Genomic DNA, 16,772 nt, shown 5'->3' with positions numbered 1-16,772 from the left:
CCTCTCCTGTGCGGCGCGGCCGTGGCGGGGCGGGGGGGGGTCGGGGGGCGTGGGGGCGGCGCCCGCGGGCGGGGGGGGGGGGGGGGGGCCGGGCCCCCCCCCCCCCCCCCCCCCCCCCCCCCCCCCCCCCCCTCGTCCACTTCTGTGGCCGTACGTCTGTGTCCAGCCGTACGTCCGTGCTTATACGGGCGTGACGCCCAGCCCCGGCAATCCGCCCGCCCTGCGCAGGGCGACGGATCCGTACGGCGTGCGCAGCCGCAGCCAGGGGCCGGCGGTCAAAAGCGCCGCCGGGGCGTCGGGCCGCAGCAGTCCGAAGACGTACGCGGCGTGCGCGGCCCGCAGCGGGAGCGGCGTGGAGCCGAGCGTGCGGCCCCAGATCTCGGCGCCGATCCGGTCCAGCTCGGCCCGGGTCCGCTTGTCCTCGTGCAGTTCCTCGACGCGTGCCTTGAACTCGCCGACCGCCGTCTGCACGGCCCGCCCGAGCTCGGTGCTCGCGGGCAGGCCGTCCTGCTGCTGCCAGCCGCCGCGCGGCGGCAGCAGCCCGGCCCAGGAGGGTCCGGTGACCGCGGCGGGGACGGTGACCGCCTCGGCCTCGACGGCCTCGAGGAGCTCACCGGCCGACACCGTACGGTCGAGGTCGACCGGCTCGGCCAGCGCGATGGCCCGTACGACCACGACGTCGAGCGCGGGCGCCCGGCCGAAGACGGCGAGCGCACGGCCCGCCGCCTGCAGCCGGACGGCCGCCGCCCGGTCGTACTTGAGCAGCCGCTGGAGGAAGGCGGCGAGACCCGCCGCCTCCCCTTCACCGGCCAGAGGCACCACGGTCATGCCGCTACGGCCTCTTCGGAACTGTCCTTCGCGGCCACGTCATCGGCGTACTCCTCGAGGAACTCGCGCTCCTCGGCCGTGATCCGCCGCGGCCGCTGCGCCTCGAAGTCGAACGGCACGATGACGGTCGAGGCCCGCACGTACACGACGTCCTCGTCCTTCACCTCGTACTCGATCGTGAACGAGGCCGCTCGTATCTTCGTGACCCACAGCTCGATACTCACCGGCTTGTGCCGGTGCACCAGCTGCCGCTTGTAGTCGATCTCATGGCGCGCCACGACCGACCCCTGCTGGAAGTCCTTGTCCGGGCGGAACAGGAAATCGATACGCGCCTCCTCCAGATAGCGGAGGAAGACCACATTGTTGATGTGGCCGTACGCGTCCATGTCCGCCCAGCGCAAGGGGCAGGCGTATACGTGGCGAGCCATCAGCCGCGGGTCAGTTTCTTGTACGTGGCGCGGTGCGGACGGGCCGCGTCCGGACCGAGCCGCTCGATCTTGTTCTTCTCGTACGACTCGAAGTTGCCCTCGAACCAGAACCACTTGGAGTCACCCTCGTACGCGAGGATGTGCGTGGCCACCCGGTCCAGGAACCAGCGGTCGTGGGAGACGACCACCGCGGCGCCCGGGAAGTCGAGCAGCGCGTTCTCCAGCGAGCTCAGGGTCTCGACGTCGAGGTCGTTGGTCGGCTCGTCGAGGAGCAGCAGGTTGCCGCCCTGCTTGAGGGTCAGCGCCAGGTTGAGGCGGTTGCGCTCACCACCGGAGAGCACACCGGCCGGCTTCTGCTGGTCCGGGCCCTTGAAGCCGAAGGCGCTGACGTACGCGCGGCTCGGCATCTCGACCTGACCGACGTTGATGTAGTCCAGCTCGTCCGAGACGACCGCCCAGAGGGTCTTCTTCGGGTCGATGTTGCCGCGGGACTGGTCCACGTACGAGATCTTGACCGTGTCGCCGACCTTGATCTCACCGGAGTCCGGCGTCTCCAGGCCCTGGATCATCTTGAACAGCGTGGTCTTACCGGCACCGTTGGGGCCGATGACACCGACGATGCCGTTACGCGGCAGCGTGAAGGACAGGTCGTCGATGAGGACCTTGTCGCCGAAGGCCTTGGAAAGGTTGTTGACCTCGACGACGATCGAGCCCAGGCGCGGGCCCGGCGGAATCTGGATCTCCTCGAAGTCCAGCTTCCGCATCTTGTCGGCCTCGGCGGCCATCTCCTCGTAACGAGCAAGACGCGCCTTCGACTTGGCCTGCCTGCCCTTGGCGTTGGAGCGAACCCACTCCAACTCCTCCTTCAGGCGCTTCTGCCGCTTCTCGTCCTTCTTGCCCTCGACCTTGAGGCGCTCGGACTTGCGCTGCAGATACGTGGAGTAGTTGCCCTCGTAGGGGATCGCGCGGCCGCGGTCCAGCTCGAGGATCCACTCGGCCACGTTGTCCAGGAAGTACCGGTCGTGGGTGATGGCCACGACGGTGCCGCTGTACTGGGCGAGGTGCTGCTCCAGCCAGTTCACCGACTCGGCGTCGAGGTGGTTGGTGGGCTCGTCGAGGAGCAGCAGGTCCGGCGCCTCGATCAGGAGCCGGCAGAGCGCCACGCGACGCTTCTCACCACCGGAGAGGTTGGTGACGGGCCAGTCGCCGGGCGGGCAGCCCAGGGCGTCCATGGCCTGCTCGAGCTGGGCGTCCAGGTCCCACGCGTTGGCGTGGTCCAGATCCTCCTGGAGCTTGCCCATCTCCTCCATGAGCTCATCGCTGTAGTCGGTGGCCATGAGCTCGGCCACCTCGTTGAAGCGCTTGAGCTTGCCCATGATCTCGGCGGCGCCGTCCTGCACGTTCTCCAAAACGGTCTTGGAGTCGTCGAGCTCGGGCTCCTGCATGAGGATGCCGACGCTGTAGCCGGGCGACAGGAAGGCATCACCGTTGGACGGCTGCTCGATGCCGGCCATGATCTTCAGCACGGTCGACTTACCCGCACCGTTGGGACCGACCACACCGATCTTCGCGCCGGGCAGGAAGTTCAAGGTGACGTCATCGAGGATCACCTTGTCGCCGTGCGCCTTGCGCGTCTTGCGCATGGTGTAGATGAACTCAGCCAAGAGAAACCGTCCGGCAAACTGGAAGTGGGCAGATACACCCCATCTTGCCTGACGTCCATCCCCTGACGGAAACCGGTATGGGTGGGCCCCTGTGACCTGCCCATTCCTAGATCACCGCTGCAGTTGATCTGTCACTTGTTGTCACCAACGGTCGCCCTTGAGTGGTGCCGGACGGCCCAGGGGCGGCCCGGGATCCGGGTACCGATCAGGCGTTTCTGCAGTTGCGGCCTTATTCGCCGACCTCGATCCACTCCAGACCAGTCGGAGCCCATACAGGCGCGGGGTCGTCACTTGCGGCTCGTAATCTACATAGGTAGTCTACGAGCCATGAGGAAGACTCACGCCTTGATCCAAGTGATCCTGGCTCTGATGGAAGACCCCGGAGGGCAGCACTGGGGTTACGAGCTGTCAAAACAGGCTGGCGTCCGTTCCGGAGTTCTGTACCCGATGCTCCGGCGGATGTTGGAGGACGGTTGGCTTGAAGATGGCTGGGAGGACCCGGCCGAGATCAGGGACAAACGGCCTCCGCGTCGCTACTACAAGTTGACCGGGGAGGGGCAGGTCGCTGTCTCCGCGATCCTCAGCGATGCTCGACGCGATGCCCGCTTTCGTGCGCTTGTCGGGAGGCCCGCCCAGTGATCACCGAGCTCGTCGGCGCCATAACAGCGTGGCCACTCCTTGTTTCCGCACTTCTGGTTTTCGGCTTCGCGCCCGGCGCCCTCCTCCGCTTGATCGTTCTCGCTTTTCAGAGGGATGATCCACGTCGCTCCGAGCTGCGAGCGGAACTCAACGCCGTGCCTCGTGTCGAGCGCCCCTTCTGGGTGATCGAACAGTTGGAGGTTGCCGTTTTCGACGGCCTGTGGCCTCGTCTTGTCTGGGCCGCCACTGGTCGCATCATCGATCGCTGGCACCTGACCTCGGGTGTCAAGTTCAACCGGCTGTATCCGCAGAGCTTCTGGATCCCCTCCGAGCAGGAGAAGCGGGCGCTCAGGCCTGGCGTCGCCGTGAAGCTCATGTTCGACATGAGGGATGGCTGGGGCGAACGCATGTGGGTCGAGATCGTCAAAGTCAAGAGACACAAGCTTGTCGGCGTGCTGCACAACCAGCCGTTCGGCATCCCGCGCCTGGAACACGGAGACAAGATCCGCTTCAAGCCTCACCACATCATCGACATCGACTGGGATGGCGACGCGCAATGTGATCAGGTTTCGAGTGATCCCGAGCTGCCGGAGAGAGCGTAGGCCGGCGGAGCGGTTTTGGCCGGTGTCCTGCCTGGTTTGGGGTCGGGCATGATCAGGGGGCCGTACGCTGGTTGGCCACTCGGGCAGGTTTGTGGACCTGTCCCTAGGTAGCACGAGTGGCCCCCTGGTCTTGCTCGACGCGGGTCCCGGACCGGGGAGGTGGGTAAAGCCGTGGAGCCGGCCGCCCCCGCCGATGGGCAACGACCATGGAAGCGGGCCCGTCGACATTGCACCGCCGCCGCGATCCGGCCTTAGTCGAAGCACAACGCGTCTTTGACCTGCACGTATGGCGCCCCCTCATGCCCTGTGACCATGTGTTTTCGCCCCTTGCGGGCGCGGGCGGGCGTCGACGCGCGGCCCCGGTGGCGTAGACATGGAGGGAGCCGTGCGGCGGCGACCGACCGGCGCCGCCGCGCTCTGCGCGGCCCTCCATCCTCTGGATTGATCCTTTGGATTGGATCTACTTCGTTAGTCCTGGTGGTTCTTGGGGTTTCTGGGGTTCCGCCTGCACTTTGCTCATCGAGATCAACCGGCGCTCTTCTTCCCTCTCCCAGGCCGGATCGCGGCGGCGGGGTGATGCCGGCGCGCACGCGTCGCCATGGGTGTGATCACTTCAGGCGGGGTCGGTGTCGGCCTCCGAGGCATGGCCACGAGTCCCGGGCCGGCGAGCGAAGCGAGCTCTTGATGATGTAGGGAAACTTTGTCCGCGCGGCTGACCGGGCTGGTCTCGGGCTGTCGGTGCTCGGATCGGCTCAGCTACGGTGAAGTTCATGCCCTCCGCACTCGATACGCCTCAAGGCGCTGCCGCCCTGGCTGAGACCCTGCTGCCACCCCTCGGGAACCGCTGGCTGCACACGCAGGCCGTAGCCGCGAAGGCGCAAGAGGTTTCGTCGGCAGTGCCGGAGGACGAACGGGATCTCCTTGTAGCTGCGGCCTGGCTGCACGACCTCGGCTACGCGCCTCAGGTCTGGGACACCGGATTCCATCCCCTCGATGGCGCTCGCCACTTGGCTTCCCTCGGCGCTCCGGATCGACTGGTGCGGCTCGTCGCCCACCACTCCGGCGCCGTGTACGAGGCGGAGCAGCGTGGCCTCTCCGCTGAGTTGTCGGCGTACGAGCGCGAGGATTCGCCATTGCTCGACGCCTTGATCTACGCCGACATGACCACCGGTCCGGCGGGGCAGCGCTTCGACTTCGACGTACGCATGGATGAGATTCTTGATCGCTACGAGTCGGGCAGCGTGGTCCACACGGCGATCAGCAAGGCTCGCCCATATCTCAAGGCGGCCGTGTCGCGAACGTTGAGCCGCATCTCGGCTGCGTGATCAGCCGATGTGGGGTTCGATCCTGCCAGACAGGCCGTGATCAATCCGCATGCGCATCGACGGGTGGATGTTCAGTTCATCCAGCCTGCTCGGGGCGACGAACGCGACCTCTTTGCTCTCGCTGCTCGTCCGGAGTTCACCGCCGATGATCCGGGCCGTGAAGCAGATCGAGAACTGTTGGCGGACCTCGCCATCGTCGTACGCCATGACGTGCGCGGGGTTCGTGTAGAGGCCGACCAACCCCGTCACCTCGACGTCGAACCCGGTCTCTTCCTTGGTCTCGCGAACTGCCGCGTTGGCGACGGATTCGCCGACATCGACGCCACCTCCCGGCAGGGCCCACAGGTCGTTGTCGGTCTTGTGGATGAGCAAGACCTCGCCCGCGTCGTTCAGCGCCACCGCCGTTACAGACGGAACGATGCTGTTCGCCTTCGGAGCGTTCGGGTCGTTGAAGTAGTCGATGCGGGCCATGCATCTAGCCTCGCACGCTCGCCGGCTTCTGCCGCTATGCGCTCTGTGCCCGCTCCCACGCGTAGTCGAAGCTCTTCATGTAGTGGCGGAAGGTGCGGGCCCCTGGGATGTACCGGAAGTGCATGACCGGGTTCTGCCCGGCGGGGGCTCCGAGTACGTGCGGGTTGACCAACACGTCATCGTCGAAGCGGTAGATCGAGTTGTAGAGGATTGTGTCGTGCAGTCGGAGTTCGACCCCGGGGGTCCCAAGGGCCGGCTCAAGGTAGCGGCGTGTGATCCGGGCTCGTGCGGCCAGATCGCCTCCGATGCCTTCCTCTTCACCCCGCTGTCGGACCATCTCCGAGTCGGGGTCACCGAGCAGCACACGGACCTCGGCGCCGCCCTTGGCCTTGTCGGCTAGCTGGTCGGCCAAGTCCGGGTGGCTGTCGAACAGGAACAGTCCGGCGTACACCAGGATCTCGACGTTGCTCTTGGCGCCATCGATCAGCGAGGACCACAGGGCCGACGGAACGGCACCCCTGTGCGGGTAGTACGTGATGAGTTCGGATGTGCTGGCTGTCTCGGCCTGCTTCTCCGCTGAGGGCCAGAGGTAGACCTCATCCATGCCCAGGAAGGTCGCAGCCTTCCAACGGTGTCCACGGTGGGGAGTTCGGTTCGTCGTAATCCAGCGCTCAACCGTCTTGGGATCTACCTCGACGTGATCGGCAAGGGACTGGATCGTCTCACCCTTCACTGAAATCGCCGCGCGCAGACGTTCGTTCGCCATGGCCTGGCCTCTCCCTGGGACGACCGGGGACGTTTTGACGGTAGCTCAGACGTCCCCAAACGTCCATACAGACCGTGATGCGTCCACTACATCTCGCGGTTTTCTGATCTCACCGCCACAACGGCGGGCGTCAACTACCCGCAAGATCAGGAGACAAGACGATGCGTCAGATCCCTGTGGACACCAACGCCATGACCGTGATGCTCATCCAGGCCCCGGAGCCGAAGATCAAGAACCGGGATACCGGCGAGGCCGCGACGGACCGGCAGTCGGGCAAGACCCTGTTCAATGTGAACGTGGCCGTGATCGTGGACGGTCGCCCGGACGCGCTGACCGTCGTGGTTGCCGAGGACGGCATTCAGCCGGACCTGGCGCCGGGCATGCCGGTGGAGTTCCCCGGCCTGGTCGCCCGCCCGTGGGAGAACGACTTCGGGCACGGCATCAGCTACCGCGCCATCGCGGTCACCGCGAAGAGCCTCACGGTCGCCGGCTCCAACGGCAAGGTCTGATCGCCATGCCGATCACCGAGCTGGCGATTCTCGCCTTCGCTGTGTGGGTGCTGGCTATGGTGACCCGCGCCAAGTTCCCCGCCGTGTACTGGTCGCTCTTCGGCCTCCCCGCCGCCCTCTACCGGGTGTGCGCCGCGTATCGGCAGACCATGGAGGCGTGCGAGCTGACCGTGTCCCCGCCGTGGTGGAAGGTCTTCGCCAAGAAGGCTGTCGGCAAGGAGACTGCACGCCCAGGTATCCCGAGGATCCGCGCGATACGCCCGACCACAACCGGGGTGCGCCTACGGCTTCGACTCCCCGCCGGCCTGGCACCCGAGCACGTGGTCAACTCCGCCGAACGGCTGCGTCATGCCTGGGCCATGCACTCCGCCCATGTGAACGAGGTCAAGCCTGGTGTCGTCGACCTGCGGATGACCGGCATGGACGTCCTCGGCTCCGTGCGAATGCCGCGCCGGCTGGTGCCTGGACCGCTCTCCGCGATCGTCGCCCTGCGCGAGGACGGCCAACCATTCGTGCGTAACTACCGGGAGGTTCCCCACTCGTTGACCATGGGCGCCTCCGACTCGGGTAAGTCGATGTACCAGCGCTGTCTGATCAAGTCGCTTGCCTCCCTGGAGGCGGCACTGGTCGGGATCGACTGCAAGCGCGGTGTCGAACAGGGCCCGTTCGCGCCCCGACTGTCCGCACTGGCGACCAATCCTGATGAGGCGGAGGGCCTGCTGGACGCGCTCGTGCAGGAAATGGAGGACCGCTACGACCTTCTCTGCCTGCACCAGGGAATCGCGCCAGGCACCCCGCTGGAGGACATCACCTCGGACATCTGGGGCCTGCCTGCCAAGCTTCGTCCGATCCCGATTGTGGTCTTGGTGGATGAGGTCGCCGAACTGTTCCTGATCGCGTCGAAGGTGGACGCACCGCGTCGGGACCGGATTGTCACCCAGCTTCTGCGCCTGGCTCAGCTTTCCCGCGCGGTAGGGATCTATCTGGAGATCGCCGGGCAGCGCTTTGGTACCGATCTCGGCAAGGGCGCGACCGCGCTGCGGGCTCAGCTCACCGGGCGTGTGGTGCACCGCTGCAACGACAAGCAGACCGCAGAGATGGGCCTCGGAGACATCAGCGACCTGGCCGTACCCGCCGCCACCGCTATCGCTCCGGAGCGTCGGGGAACCGCAATCGCCGGGGACACCTCGGGTGGCTGGACCCGCATCCGCACCCCCATGACCACCCTCGGAGAAGCGGCGGCCGAGTGCCGCAAGTACGCCCACCTCACCCCGAGCATCCCGGTCCTGGAGCCTTTCCGCCCAGTCGCCGTTGAGGCACCCGCGCCGGCTCCGACCTCGTAACACCCTCCTGCACCGCACGGTCGGCGTGACCGCATCACGCCAAGTCCCTACCCCCTCCATGTCTGAAACCGGAAGGAACACCATGCTGCACTCGCTGATCAGGACCGCCGCTCGGATCCGAGGAACGTTCAGGCTCGCTGTTGCCAAGCGATACGGGGTGGACGAGAGGACGCGCTACGACGTGTTGCTTACCCGCCTGGAGGCTCCGTCAAGGGCAGCCGAGATCGATCACCGACTGCGCTCCTGGGACCGGTGAGTGCGATGTGCGATCACTGCGACGACCTCAACCGCACGGTGCTGCTCCTCGGCTTCCTCGTGATGTACGCCGAACAGCCGGGCCATGACGAGCAGTTCGCGGACATCGTGGGCGGCGCCCTCGCCATGTCACTCCCGCTCGACGACGCGGCCGCGACGTACGGGCTTCCGCCCGAGCCAGGAACGGGGTGGTGAGCCATGGCCACCCGAAAACCCCGCACCCGCAAGCCGCCGGCTGCGCCGAAGTGCGAGCCGTGCAAGGGCACCGGGGAGGTCTCCCGGATGGTCCGTGTCGGCCGCAAGCACCGCGAGGTCGGCGAGCAGACCGGCTTGTGCCTGAACTGCTTCGGCACTGGTGAAGCCCCCACCGACTGAATCTGTCGTCGCCGGGCGGCAGGCCCTGTGAGCCCCGCCCCGCGACGGCCCAACCCTCTGGAAGGAGGCCCGTGATGCGTACGCCGTTCCGTCTCGACTTCGTCCTGGTTCAGGCCGTGATCGCCGGGGCCCTGTCCTTCGCCCACCTCCACGACATCGCCTACGCCGCCGGGCAGGACGGCTGGAAAGCCTGGGCCTATCCCGTCTCCGTCGACCTGCTCCTGGTCGCCGCGTGGCGTCGGCTGCGGACCGGACAGACCCCGCGCCTTGCGTGGTCCTGGTTCCTCGTCGCCTTGGTCGCCTCGCTCGGGGCGAACGTCGCCACCGCCGGATTCCTCGACCTCGACCAGCCTCCGGCCTGGCTGCGGTTCCTGGTGGCCGGCTGGCCCGCGCTCGCCTTCCTCGGCGGCACTCTGCTCGCCCACGCCCCGGGTGCCGACGAGCAGCCCGAGCCTGTCCCGGCGGTGGAGATCGAGCGCGACGGACCGGCTGATCCACAGTCTGTGGACACCGCGACCGTGCGCGAAGAGCCTGCCCCGGTCCCGGAGTTGCCGCCTGCTGTGGCGGTCCCGGGTGCGCTGCTCGCTCAGGCCCGGAAGATCGCTGACTCTCACCGTGCCACGACCGGCGAGCAGATCGACGCGGACACCCTCAGTGCCCGCCTTCGGGTGCCCGCCCCGATGGCCGCCGCCATCGCCTCCCAACTTGCCTGAAAGGAACCAGTCGTGTCCGTGCCGCTGTGGCTCTTCCTCCTGATCGTCGGCTGGCTTGGCGTGAAGCTCTTCCGCCCGCCCCTGTGGCTGGTCGTGGTGCTCCTGCTCGGCGGCTACCTGCTGGCCGACACCTTCCTGGCCCCCGCCATCGACTCCGGTACCGAGACCGGCACCTCAGTCGTCAATGAGCCCAACAAGTGACCTTGCTCTGAAAGGAGTTCAGTTCATGTTCAAGCCCCACGTGCCGTCGAATCCGGTTCCGACCGGGGAGATCATCCCGACCATCACCACCCTGGGCCAGGCACCCACCGTGCCGCACGTCCAGGCACCCGCTCCCTGCGCCTGCCATCACCCGCACCACGCGCCGGCTGCCCCGGTCCGATCCGGGATGAGCCCCGGCACCGTGATCGCACTCGCCGCTGCCGGAACCGTCGGCGCCCTCGTGATCGGCGTGGTCCTGGTCTCCATGGTCCTCGCGGTCGCCCTCACCGGCATCTCACTCGCCGTGTGCGTCCTCGCGCTGCGCTCGCTCCTGACCACACCGGACACGAAGCGACGCTGACCGGCCCCCGGGGCGGCATCAACCGCCAAGTCTCACCGCCCCGGACGGCCACGCCCCAACCAACCCAATGAATCGGAAGGAACACCCATCATGCCCGAGAACACCGCTGCCCCTGTCCGCATCTGCTCCGACTGCGATGGGTTCGCTTCCGTCGCGATCACCCTCGGCGGACGGGACCGGAACGGTCACCTGCGCACCATCACCGCGCACTGCAAGACGTGCGTGGGCACCGGCACCCGCCGCAACGCTCCCCGGGCGGTGGCCCATGTCTGACTTGACGCCCACGCATGAGTTCCCTGGCATCCGTATCGGCCTGCACGCACCCGATGACGAGCCGTTCGCCGACTACGTCTGTGGCGGCTGCGGAGCAACCAACCAGGCCACCGGAACAGAGAACGTGACGGCCCTGGTGCGGCACTGGGAGCTCAATCACGGGCCCGCCCACGCGCAGGTGGTGGCCCGATGATGCGCCGCTCCGCGACTTCACGCCCCACCTCCATTCACCTGTTCTGCGGTGCGGGTGGTGACTCCGACGGCTTCCGCCGCGCCGGCTTCGACGTCGTCCTCGGTGCCAACCACTGGAACCGTGCGGTCGAGACGCACGCGGCGAACTTCCCCGAGGCTGAGCACCTGTGCGTCGATCTCGACCACTACGACATGCGGCGTCTGCCCAAAGCGAGGGTCCTGGTCGGCTCCCCGATCTGCACCGAAGGAAGCCCCGCAGACGGAATTGCTCGACCCAAGGCCGCGCCCACTGCCGGGCAGTTGGATCTGTTCGAAGAGGGGCCTATCGCGGATGCGGCCTGGGAGCGGACGCGTGCCACGGCGTACGACATCCTGCGCGCTGCCGAGGTGCACAACTTCGATGCGGTGGTGTGTGAGAACGTGCCGCGCTTCGCGACCGCCTGGCCGCTGTTCTCCTGGTGGCTGCACGGGATGGAGATCCTTGGCTTCCGGCATCAGATCGTCTCCGTCACTGCCGCCCACATCGGCGACGACGGCAACGAGCATGCCGCGCAGTGGCGTGACCGGATTTTCATCGTCTTCACTCGCCGCGAGATGCGCGCCCCAGACCTCGACGTGCGCCCGCCGGCCTGGTGCACAGAGTGCGAGTCGGACGTCTTAGCGGTGCAGTCCTGGCGCATCAACCGGAAGACCAAGCGGGCGCACACGATCGGCAAGTACCGCCAGCAGTACGACTTCCGCTGCCCCAACATGGCCTGCCGACACCAGATCGTAGAGCCCTACGTCCGCCCCGCCGCCTCAGTGATCAACTGGTCTGATCCAGGGATCCGGATCGGCGACCGCCCCGCGCATGGCAGGGGCCCGCTGGCCGCATCCACGCTGCGCAAGATTCGGCTTGGGCTGGCCAAGCACCGGGTGCCGACCATGGTCACGGTCAACCACTCCGACACCGGGGACGGCCGCGCGTTCCCCGCCCACGCCTCTCCGCTGCCGACCCGCACGGTCCGGATCGGTGACGGCCTCGCGGTCCCGCCGGGACTGGCTCCGTTCATCACTGAGCACCGAGGCGGCGGCTCCACCACCCGTGCGATCCATGACCCGCTGGCATCGATCACCGCCGGGGGCAACCACCACGGGCTCGTGATCCCATACCGCAAGGGCGATGCGACCAGCACCGCCGCGCCGCTGCACACGATCGCCACTCGCACATCCGCCGGCGTGGTCCTCGGTACCGACGCGGACCCCGAGCAGATCGCGTTGGAGGACTGCTACTTCCGGATGCTCTCCCCGCGCGAGCACCTGCGCGCCCAGCGCTTCACCGACGACTACACCGTGCTCGGGCACGGCGGCGAGCAGACCAAACAGGCAGGCAACGCCGTGCCCGCCAATGTCGCCCAGTGGATCGCCACGGCCCTTCTGGAGGTGCTGTGATGACCGCACCCGCAGAGGTTCGCGCGCTCACCCTGTGGCAGCCCTGGGCGTCCGCCATGGCGTATGGCACCAAGCGTGTGGAGAACCGGCGTTGGGCCACGGACTACCGGGGATGGGTCCTGATCCACGCCGGACTGACGACGGACCGCGAGGCATACGGGCTGCCGCTCGCCCGGCCGTTCCTCAACCGCCCTCAGCCCCGGGGCGCGATCGTCGCGGTTGGCCGGCTCGTCGACTGCCACGAAGGCGACGGGTACTGCACCCTGTGGTCCGCTCCCGGGCAATGGCATTGGAAGTTCACCGACCTGCGCACCCTGAGCGAGCCCCTGCCTTGGTCGGGTGCACGCGGCCTGTGGACCCCCACACCTGGGCTCGTCGCCTCCGTCCGGGAGGTGCTCGCCCATGCCTGAGGCTGACACGGGCACGCTGGATCCGGTCGTGCTCGCGGACGTGCTGCGGGTCGCCTCCGCCCCGGACTTCGACGCCTGGCGCGAGCAGATCCGCCGCACCGGGGGCTGCTCCAACCCGATCCACCTGACCGGCTGGTCCGTGGTCAAGGACAAGACCACGGGCCAGGTGCTGCACCACACCGACACCGGGTCCCAGCCTGGCGGCCGGCTCCGCATCGCCTGCGGAAACCGCCGCGCCTCCCGCTGCGAACCGTGCGCCTACCTCTACGCCGGAGACGCCTTCCACCTCGTCCGAGCCGGGCTGACCGGTGACGACCGCATGGGCATCCCCGACCAGGTGCGCGACCGCCCAAGGGTCTTCGCCACCCTCACCGCCCCGTCATTCGGCCCGGTGCACAACCGCCCCGACGCCGGCCGCTGCCGCTGCGGTGCCCGCCACGGCGAGGATGACCCCGCCCTCGGCACCCCGCTCGACCCCGAGACCTACGACTACGCCGGGACCGTGCTCTTCAACAACCATGCCGGGGAGTTGTGGCACCGCTTCACCAACCGGCTGCGCCGCGAGCTGGCCTCTGCCGCTGGACTGACTCAGGCTGCGTTCCGCGAGACGGCCCGGCTGTCGTTCGGGAAGGTCGCCGAATTTCAGAAGCGCGGCGCCATCCACTTCCACGCCGTGATCCGCATCGACGGACCCGACGGCCCCGACACTGCTCCGCCGGTCTGGGCCACGCTCGATCTGCTCACCGACTGCATCCGAACTGCCGCCGCACACCCGTACGTCTCCACCCCGGTACGCGCTGCGGAGGGTCAGCCGACTCGGATCCTGCGGTGGGGCTCACAGCTCGACATCCGGCCCATCAAGGCCTTCGGCGACGGACGCGACCTCACCGAAGGCGCCGTTGCCTCCTACGTCGCCAAGTACGCCACCAAAGCAGCCGAGACGACCGGCACCCTGGACCGGCGCATCGGTGAACTCGCCGAACTCGACCGCGCCCACGTGCCCGAGCACGCCCGCCGGCTGATCCGCGCCTGCCACGACCTCGACCCGCTCTACCCCGACCGCAAGCTCTGGCTCTGGGCCCACATCCTCGGCTTCCGGGGCCACTTCCTCACCAAGTCCCGCGCCTACTCCTCGACCTTCGGCGAACGCCGGGGCGTCCGCGCAGACTTCCGCGCCGAACAGCAACGCCAAACCCTCGGCCTCCCCGACCCTGACACCACCCTCGTCCTCGCCCACTGGGCCTACGCCGGCCACGGCCACACCCCCGGCGAATCCGCCCTCGCCGCAACCATCGCCCACGACATCGCCCTCAACCGCGAAACCGCCCGAGAAGAACGTCCAGCCCACAACAGCAAAGAGGAGTGGTGACCATGGCCCAGTCCCTGCCCGACCGGTACCTCACCCCGATCGACGTCGCCGACCTCCTCGGCGTACCGATCGAAACCGTCTACCAGTGGCGCCGCAAGCGCACCGGGCCCAAGGGCTTCCGCGTCGGCCGACACCTGCGCTACGACCCCGCCGACGTACGAGCCTGGGTCGACTCCCTCATGGAAGGGGCTGCTGCCTGATGGCCGGACACATCCAGGACCGCTGGTTCAAGGTCGAGACGAGTCCCGACGGGAAACAGGTCAAGGTCAAGTCCGATCGCCATGGTGTAGGTCTGCGCTATCGCGCCCGCTACATCGCTCCGGACGGAACCGAGAAGTCCAAGAGCTTCCCTGACAAGCAAAAGCGCCTCGCCGAGAACTGGTTGACCAACATCGAAGCGGACATGACTCGCGGGCAGTACATCGACCCGCGAGCCGCCCGTACGACGTTCCGGGAGTATGCAGAACGCTGGCTCGCTGCGCTGACGACCGACCTGACGAGCCGTGCTGCTGTCGAGGGCCGACTACGCCTGCACGCCCTTCCGTACCTCGGCGCGCGCCCGATCGGCTCGTTCCAGCCTGAGCACATCCGCGAGTGGAACCGGCAGCTCGAAGCAGCCCTATCGTCCCCGACGTACCGGCGTCTGATCTTCGATGCGGTCTCCTCGGTGTTCAACGCGGCGGTGGATGATCGCCTGTTGGCCACGAATCCCTGTCGTGCGCGCTCGGTGAAGGCGCCTCGCCCCACTCCATCGCGGGTGCACCCGTGGACGGCTGCCCAGGTCTTCGCTGTACGCTCCGGGCTCCCGGACCGCTACCAGGCCATGGCGGATGTCGGCGCCGGCTGTGGCCTCCGACAGGGCGAACTGTTCGGTCTCGCCGTGGACAACATCGGGGATCTCGGCTGGCTCTACGTCCGCCAACAGGTGAAGAAGGTTCGCGGAACGCTCGTCTTCGCCCCGCCCAAGCGCGGCAAGCTCCGGGACGTACCGCTGGACCCCGAGGTGTCCGCAGCGCTGACCGAGCACATGAAGCGGTTCCCTCCGGTTGAGGTGACCTTGCCGTGGCTCACTCCGACAGGCCCTATGAGGACGTACCGGCTGATCTTCACGGGCAGCGGTGGCAACGCGCTGTGGAGCAATGACTTCAACGACCGCGTATGGAAGCCCGCGCTCGCCCTGGGCGGGATCATCCCTGTGCCGACGAAGGGGCAGCGTCATGCCGCCGCTCGGGAGCACGGGATGCATGCTCTACGGCACTTCTACGCCTCGGTGCTGCTCGACGCCGGCGAGAACATCAAGGCTCTGAGCCTCTACCTCGGGCACAGCGACCCGGGGTTCACGCTCCGCGTGTACACGCACCTCATGCCGTCCAGCGAGACCCGGACCCGCAAGGCCATCAGCGCCATGTACCGCGCGGCCGGTCACGCCCACGACGGCCCAGAGACGGCCCAAGCCGCCTGACACGGCCCCTCATTGGCGCTAAACCCGCTGGTGAGGGGCTGTTTTATGCCCTCGCGCGGCAAGTAACACCCCATCTTGCCTGACGGCTACCCCTGGGGGGAAACCCGTATGGTCGAGCGCCGCTGACCTGGGATTCTGCGGCCTGATACGTCCCAGCCCATACGGTCGCCGCCACGTCCGTACAGGCGCAGAATAGAAGTGATGGCTGGCAAGTGGGTTTGCCAGTCGCAGCAGCGGGACGCGGAAGTTGGAAGGAGGTGCGACGCCATGCCCCAGTTCATGGACGTCCACCACGGGATGAAGGACATCACGGCCGACCAGCTGAGGGAGGCCCACAAGGCCGATCTCGCCATCGAAGGACAAGAAGGCGTCCACTTCGAAAGGGCCTGGGCGGACCCGGAGTCCGGCACGGTCTACTGCCTCTCCGAGGCTCCCTCGGCCGCAGCGGTCAACCGCATTCACGAACGCACTGGTCACCCGGCCGACGAGATCCACCCGGTTCCCCTCACTGTGTGAACGGAGCCCACCACCGCCTGTTACACTTCGGACAGCTCTCCCGGCACAGCAAGCCTCCCGGCCCGGACACCGTCCGCCGCCGCGGAGGCTTTTTTCATGCCTTCCTACGCGCACCTCGCCCACGCCCACGACCGCCCGGCCCTGGAACGCCTCTGGCTGATGTTCCGCCATGACATGTCCCAGTACCAGGGACAACTGCCCCACCCCGACGGCACGTTCCGCGACGACCGGTTGCGGGCGGCCTTCGTGGATCCCGGGTGGGCGCCGTATCTGCTGCGGATCGGCGAGGCTCCCGCGGGGCTCGCCCTCGTTCGCGGTCTGGACGAGCCCGTCCGCGTCCTGAACAGCTTCTTCGTCGTACGCGGCGCGCGGCGCCGTGGGATCGGGCTGCGGGCGGTGCGGGAGGTCACCGCGCGGCACCCGGGCCCGTGGAAGGTCGCCTTCCAGGACTCCAACGCGGGCGCGGTGGCCTTCTGGCGCCGCGTCGCCACGGAGATCGCGGGCGCGGAGGGCTGGGCGGAGACCCGTCACGCGGTCCCGGACCGGCCCGACCTCCCGCCGGACGTGTGGATCTCGTTCACGGCGTGAGGCCGCCCAAAGACCCGGCCCTCTGGTCCTCCTGGAGTGGGGTCGTCACCG

General features: G+C 67.7%; 24 protein-coding genes. 19 read left to right on the top strand and 5 right to left on the bottom strand.

The genetic code is table 11. From position 1 onward, the window contains the following. Window positions 1-180: 180 nt before the first annotated feature. The 3 genes from ACIBI4_RS22280 to ettA are packed head-to-tail and all read right to left on the bottom strand — an operon-like array spanning window position 181 to window position 2,920. A complete protein-coding gene (locus ACIBI4_RS22280; protein WP_399205706.1) occupies window positions 181-828 on the bottom strand; it encodes a hypothetical protein in 648 nt (215 codons plus the stop codon). Beyond that, the gene (locus tag ACIBI4_RS22275; protein WP_399205705.1) at window positions 825-1,256 is read right to left on the bottom strand and encodes an acyl-CoA thioesterase; all 432 of its coding nucleotides are present in this window, start codon (window positions 1,254-1,256) and stop codon (window positions 825-827) included. Before ACIBI4_RS22275 ends, ACIBI4_RS22280 begins: the two co-directional genes overlap by 4 nt. After that, window positions 1,256-2,920, bottom strand: coding sequence for an energy-dependent translational throttle protein EttA (gene ettA, locus ACIBI4_RS22270; RefSeq protein ID WP_399205704.1), 1,665 nt, complete (start codon window positions 2,918-2,920; stop codon window positions 1,256-1,258). Before ettA ends, ACIBI4_RS22275 begins: the two co-directional genes overlap by 1 nt. A 327-nt stretch (window positions 2,921-3,247) precedes the next feature. On the opposite strand from ettA, the gene ACIBI4_RS22265 reads away from it, so the two are divergent. The 3 genes from ACIBI4_RS22265 (at window position 3,248) to ACIBI4_RS22255 (ending at window position 5,486) form a co-directional block, all read left to right on the top strand. Continuing rightward, the gene (locus ACIBI4_RS22265) at window positions 3,248-3,559 is read left to right on the top strand and encodes a PadR family transcriptional regulator (protein WP_399205703.1); all 312 of its coding nucleotides are present in this window, start codon (window positions 3,248-3,250) and stop codon (window positions 3,557-3,559) included. Continuing rightward, entirely contained in the window at window positions 3,556-4,161 is a 606-nt protein-coding gene (locus ACIBI4_RS22260; protein ID WP_399205702.1) for a DUF2314 domain-containing protein, read from the top strand. The genes ACIBI4_RS22265 and ACIBI4_RS22260 overlap by 4 nt, the downstream gene beginning before the upstream one ends. 770 nt (window positions 4,162-4,931) lie before the next feature. Continuing rightward, entirely contained in the window at window positions 4,932-5,486 is a 555-nt protein-coding gene (locus tag ACIBI4_RS22255; protein ID WP_399205701.1) for an HD domain-containing protein, read from the top strand. Here ACIBI4_RS22255 and ACIBI4_RS22250 read toward each other — a convergent pair whose 3' ends face one another. Both ACIBI4_RS22250 and ACIBI4_RS22245 read right to left on the bottom strand, forming a co-directional pair. Continuing rightward, on the bottom strand, window positions 5,487-5,957 hold the full coding sequence (locus ACIBI4_RS22250; RefSeq protein ID WP_399205700.1) for an NUDIX hydrolase: 471 nt from the start codon (window positions 5,955-5,957) through the stop codon (window positions 5,487-5,489). Between the two features lie 34 nt (window positions 5,958-5,991). Continuing rightward, on the bottom strand, window positions 5,992-6,723 hold the full coding sequence (locus ACIBI4_RS22245; protein WP_399205699.1) for an XRE family transcriptional regulator: 732 nt from the start codon (window positions 6,721-6,723) through the stop codon (window positions 5,992-5,994). A gap of 161 nt (window positions 6,724-6,884) precedes the next feature. Between ACIBI4_RS22245 and ACIBI4_RS22240 the strand changes: the two genes are divergently transcribed. From ACIBI4_RS22240 to ACIBI4_RS22165, 16 genes are all read left to right on the top strand, one after another. After that, on the top strand, window positions 6,885-7,232 hold the full coding sequence (locus ACIBI4_RS22240; RefSeq protein WP_399205698.1) for a hypothetical protein: 348 nt from the start codon (window positions 6,885-6,887) through the stop codon (window positions 7,230-7,232). Window positions 7,233-7,237: 5 nt separating this feature from the next. Beyond that, window positions 7,238-8,575 (top strand): FtsK/SpoIIIE domain-containing protein, encoded by a 1,338-nt coding sequence (locus tag ACIBI4_RS22235; protein ID WP_399205697.1) that lies wholly within the window; start codon window positions 7,238-7,240, stop codon window positions 8,573-8,575. 261 nt (window positions 8,576-8,836) lie between these two features. Then, on the top strand, window positions 8,837-9,025 hold the full coding sequence (locus ACIBI4_RS22230) for a hypothetical protein (protein WP_399205696.1): 189 nt from the start codon (window positions 8,837-8,839) through the stop codon (window positions 9,023-9,025). 3 nt (window positions 9,026-9,028) lie between these two features. Continuing rightward, window positions 9,029-9,205, top strand: coding sequence for a hypothetical protein (locus ACIBI4_RS22225; RefSeq protein WP_399205695.1), 177 nt, complete (start codon window positions 9,029-9,031; stop codon window positions 9,203-9,205). A 74-nt stretch (window positions 9,206-9,279) separates the two neighbouring features. Further along, on the top strand, window positions 9,280-9,918 hold the full coding sequence (locus ACIBI4_RS22220; RefSeq protein ID WP_399205694.1) for a DUF2637 domain-containing protein: 639 nt from the start codon (window positions 9,280-9,282) through the stop codon (window positions 9,916-9,918). A gap of 12 nt (window positions 9,919-9,930) precedes the next feature. Next, window positions 9,931-10,119 carry a hypothetical protein gene (locus ACIBI4_RS22215; RefSeq protein WP_399205693.1) on the top strand — a complete coding sequence of 63 codons (189 nt, stop codon included), beginning with the start codon at window positions 9,931-9,933 and terminating at the stop codon, window positions 10,117-10,119. 25 nt (window positions 10,120-10,144) lie between these two features. After that, window positions 10,145-10,480 carry a SpdD-like protein gene (locus ACIBI4_RS22210; protein ID WP_399205692.1) on the top strand — a complete coding sequence of 112 codons (336 nt, stop codon included), beginning with the start codon at window positions 10,145-10,147 and terminating at the stop codon, window positions 10,478-10,480. Window positions 10,481-10,570: 90 nt separating this feature from the next. Continuing rightward, window positions 10,571-10,753 carry a hypothetical protein gene (locus tag ACIBI4_RS22205; RefSeq protein ID WP_399205691.1) on the top strand — a complete coding sequence of 61 codons (183 nt, stop codon included), beginning with the start codon at window positions 10,571-10,573 and terminating at the stop codon, window positions 10,751-10,753. After that, complete coding sequence (locus ACIBI4_RS22200) at window positions 10,746-10,946, top strand: hypothetical protein (protein ID WP_399205690.1); 201 nt, start codon at window positions 10,746-10,748, stop codon at window positions 10,944-10,946. The genes ACIBI4_RS22205 and ACIBI4_RS22200 overlap by 8 nt, the downstream gene beginning before the upstream one ends. Next, window positions 10,943-12,376 (top strand): DNA cytosine methyltransferase, encoded by a 1,434-nt coding sequence (locus ACIBI4_RS22195; RefSeq protein ID WP_399205689.1) that lies wholly within the window; start codon window positions 10,943-10,945, stop codon window positions 12,374-12,376. The genes ACIBI4_RS22200 and ACIBI4_RS22195 overlap by 4 nt, the downstream gene beginning before the upstream one ends. Next, window positions 12,376-12,786, top strand: a complete 411-nt coding sequence (locus ACIBI4_RS22190; protein ID WP_399205688.1) for a hypothetical protein — start codon at window positions 12,376-12,378, stop codon at window positions 12,784-12,786. Before ACIBI4_RS22195 ends, ACIBI4_RS22190 begins: the two co-directional genes overlap by 1 nt. After that, window positions 12,779-14,155, top strand: a complete 1,377-nt coding sequence (gene repSA / locus ACIBI4_RS22185) for a replication initiator protein RepSA (RefSeq protein ID WP_399205687.1) — start codon at window positions 12,779-12,781, stop codon at window positions 14,153-14,155. Before ACIBI4_RS22190 ends, repSA begins: the two co-directional genes overlap by 8 nt. A 2-nt stretch (window positions 14,156-14,157) precedes the next feature. Continuing rightward, complete coding sequence (locus ACIBI4_RS22180) at window positions 14,158-14,355, top strand: helix-turn-helix transcriptional regulator (protein ID WP_399205686.1); 198 nt, start codon at window positions 14,158-14,160, stop codon at window positions 14,353-14,355. Continuing rightward, the gene (locus ACIBI4_RS22175; RefSeq protein WP_399205685.1) at window positions 14,355-15,617 is read left to right on the top strand and encodes a tyrosine-type recombinase/integrase; all 1,263 of its coding nucleotides are present in this window, start codon (window positions 14,355-14,357) and stop codon (window positions 15,615-15,617) included. The genes ACIBI4_RS22180 and ACIBI4_RS22175 overlap by 1 nt, the downstream gene beginning before the upstream one ends. A gap of 267 nt (window positions 15,618-15,884) precedes the next feature. Beyond that, on the top strand, window positions 15,885-16,133 hold the full coding sequence (locus ACIBI4_RS22170) for an SCO4226 family nickel-binding protein (RefSeq protein WP_399205684.1): 249 nt from the start codon (window positions 15,885-15,887) through the stop codon (window positions 16,131-16,133). Between the two features lie 96 nt (window positions 16,134-16,229). Next, window positions 16,230-16,721: a GNAT family N-acetyltransferase gene (locus ACIBI4_RS22165; protein ID WP_399205683.1), complete on the top strand. Its 492-nt coding sequence runs from the start codon at window positions 16,230-16,232 to the stop codon at window positions 16,719-16,721. Window positions 16,722-16,772 lie beyond the last annotated feature (51 nt).

The organism is Streptomyces sp. NPDC050418, from assembly GCF_044458745.1.
GTDB lineage: Bacteria > Actinomycetota > Actinomycetes > Streptomycetales > Streptomycetaceae > Streptomyces.
The sequence above is the reverse complement of the archived record's forward strand: the minus strand, read 5'-3'. Positions and strand labels throughout refer to the sequence as shown.

Bases quoted from the DNA above. Each gene is read 5' to 3' on its own strand.
- ACIBI4_RS22280 (WP_399205706.1), bottom strand. From the start codon at position 828: ATGACCGTGGTGCCTCTGGCCGGTGAAGGGGAGGCGGCGGGTCTCGCC.
- ACIBI4_RS22275 (WP_399205705.1), bottom strand. From the start codon at position 1,256: ATGGCTCGCCACGTATACGCCTGCCCCTTGCGCTGGGCGGACATGGAC.
- ACIBI4_RS22265 (WP_399205703.1), top strand. From the start codon at position 3,248: ATGAGGAAGACTCACGCCTTGATCCAAGTGATCCTGGCTCTGATGGAA.
- ACIBI4_RS22255 (WP_399205701.1), top strand. From the start codon at position 4,932: ATGCCCTCCGCACTCGATACGCCTCAAGGCGCTGCCGCCCTGGCTGAG.
- ACIBI4_RS22250 (WP_399205700.1), bottom strand. From the start codon at position 5,957: ATGGCCCGCATCGACTACTTCAACGACCCGAACGCTCCGAAGGCGAAC.
- ACIBI4_RS22245 (WP_399205699.1), bottom strand. From the start codon at position 6,723: ATGGCGAACGAACGTCTGCGCGCGGCGATTTCAGTGAAGGGTGAGACG.
- ACIBI4_RS22240 (WP_399205698.1), top strand. From the start codon at position 6,885: ATGCGTCAGATCCCTGTGGACACCAACGCCATGACCGTGATGCTCATC.
- ACIBI4_RS22235 (WP_399205697.1), top strand. From the start codon at position 7,238: ATGCCGATCACCGAGCTGGCGATTCTCGCCTTCGCTGTGTGGGTGCTG.
- ACIBI4_RS22230 (WP_399205696.1), top strand. From the start codon at position 8,837: ATGTGCGATCACTGCGACGACCTCAACCGCACGGTGCTGCTCCTCGGC.
- ACIBI4_RS22225 (WP_399205695.1), top strand. From the start codon at position 9,029: ATGGCCACCCGAAAACCCCGCACCCGCAAGCCGCCGGCTGCGCCGAAG.
- ACIBI4_RS22220 (WP_399205694.1), top strand. From the start codon at position 9,280: ATGCGTACGCCGTTCCGTCTCGACTTCGTCCTGGTTCAGGCCGTGATC.
- ACIBI4_RS22210 (WP_399205692.1), top strand. From the start codon at position 10,145: ATGTTCAAGCCCCACGTGCCGTCGAATCCGGTTCCGACCGGGGAGATC.
- ACIBI4_RS22205 (WP_399205691.1), top strand. From the start codon at position 10,571: ATGCCCGAGAACACCGCTGCCCCTGTCCGCATCTGCTCCGACTGCGAT.
- ACIBI4_RS22200 (WP_399205690.1), top strand. From the start codon at position 10,746: ATGTCTGACTTGACGCCCACGCATGAGTTCCCTGGCATCCGTATCGGC.
- ACIBI4_RS22195 (WP_399205689.1), top strand. From the start codon at position 10,943: ATGATGCGCCGCTCCGCGACTTCACGCCCCACCTCCATTCACCTGTTC.
- ACIBI4_RS22190 (WP_399205688.1), top strand. From the start codon at position 12,376: ATGACCGCACCCGCAGAGGTTCGCGCGCTCACCCTGTGGCAGCCCTGG.
- repSA (WP_399205687.1), top strand. From the start codon at position 12,779: ATGCCTGAGGCTGACACGGGCACGCTGGATCCGGTCGTGCTCGCGGAC.
- ACIBI4_RS22180 (WP_399205686.1), top strand. From the start codon at position 14,158: ATGGCCCAGTCCCTGCCCGACCGGTACCTCACCCCGATCGACGTCGCC.
- ACIBI4_RS22175 (WP_399205685.1), top strand. From the start codon at position 14,355: ATGGCCGGACACATCCAGGACCGCTGGTTCAAGGTCGAGACGAGTCCC.
- ACIBI4_RS22170 (WP_399205684.1), top strand. From the start codon at position 15,885: ATGCCCCAGTTCATGGACGTCCACCACGGGATGAAGGACATCACGGCC.
- ACIBI4_RS22165 (WP_399205683.1), top strand. From the start codon at position 16,230: ATGCCTTCCTACGCGCACCTCGCCCACGCCCACGACCGCCCGGCCCTG.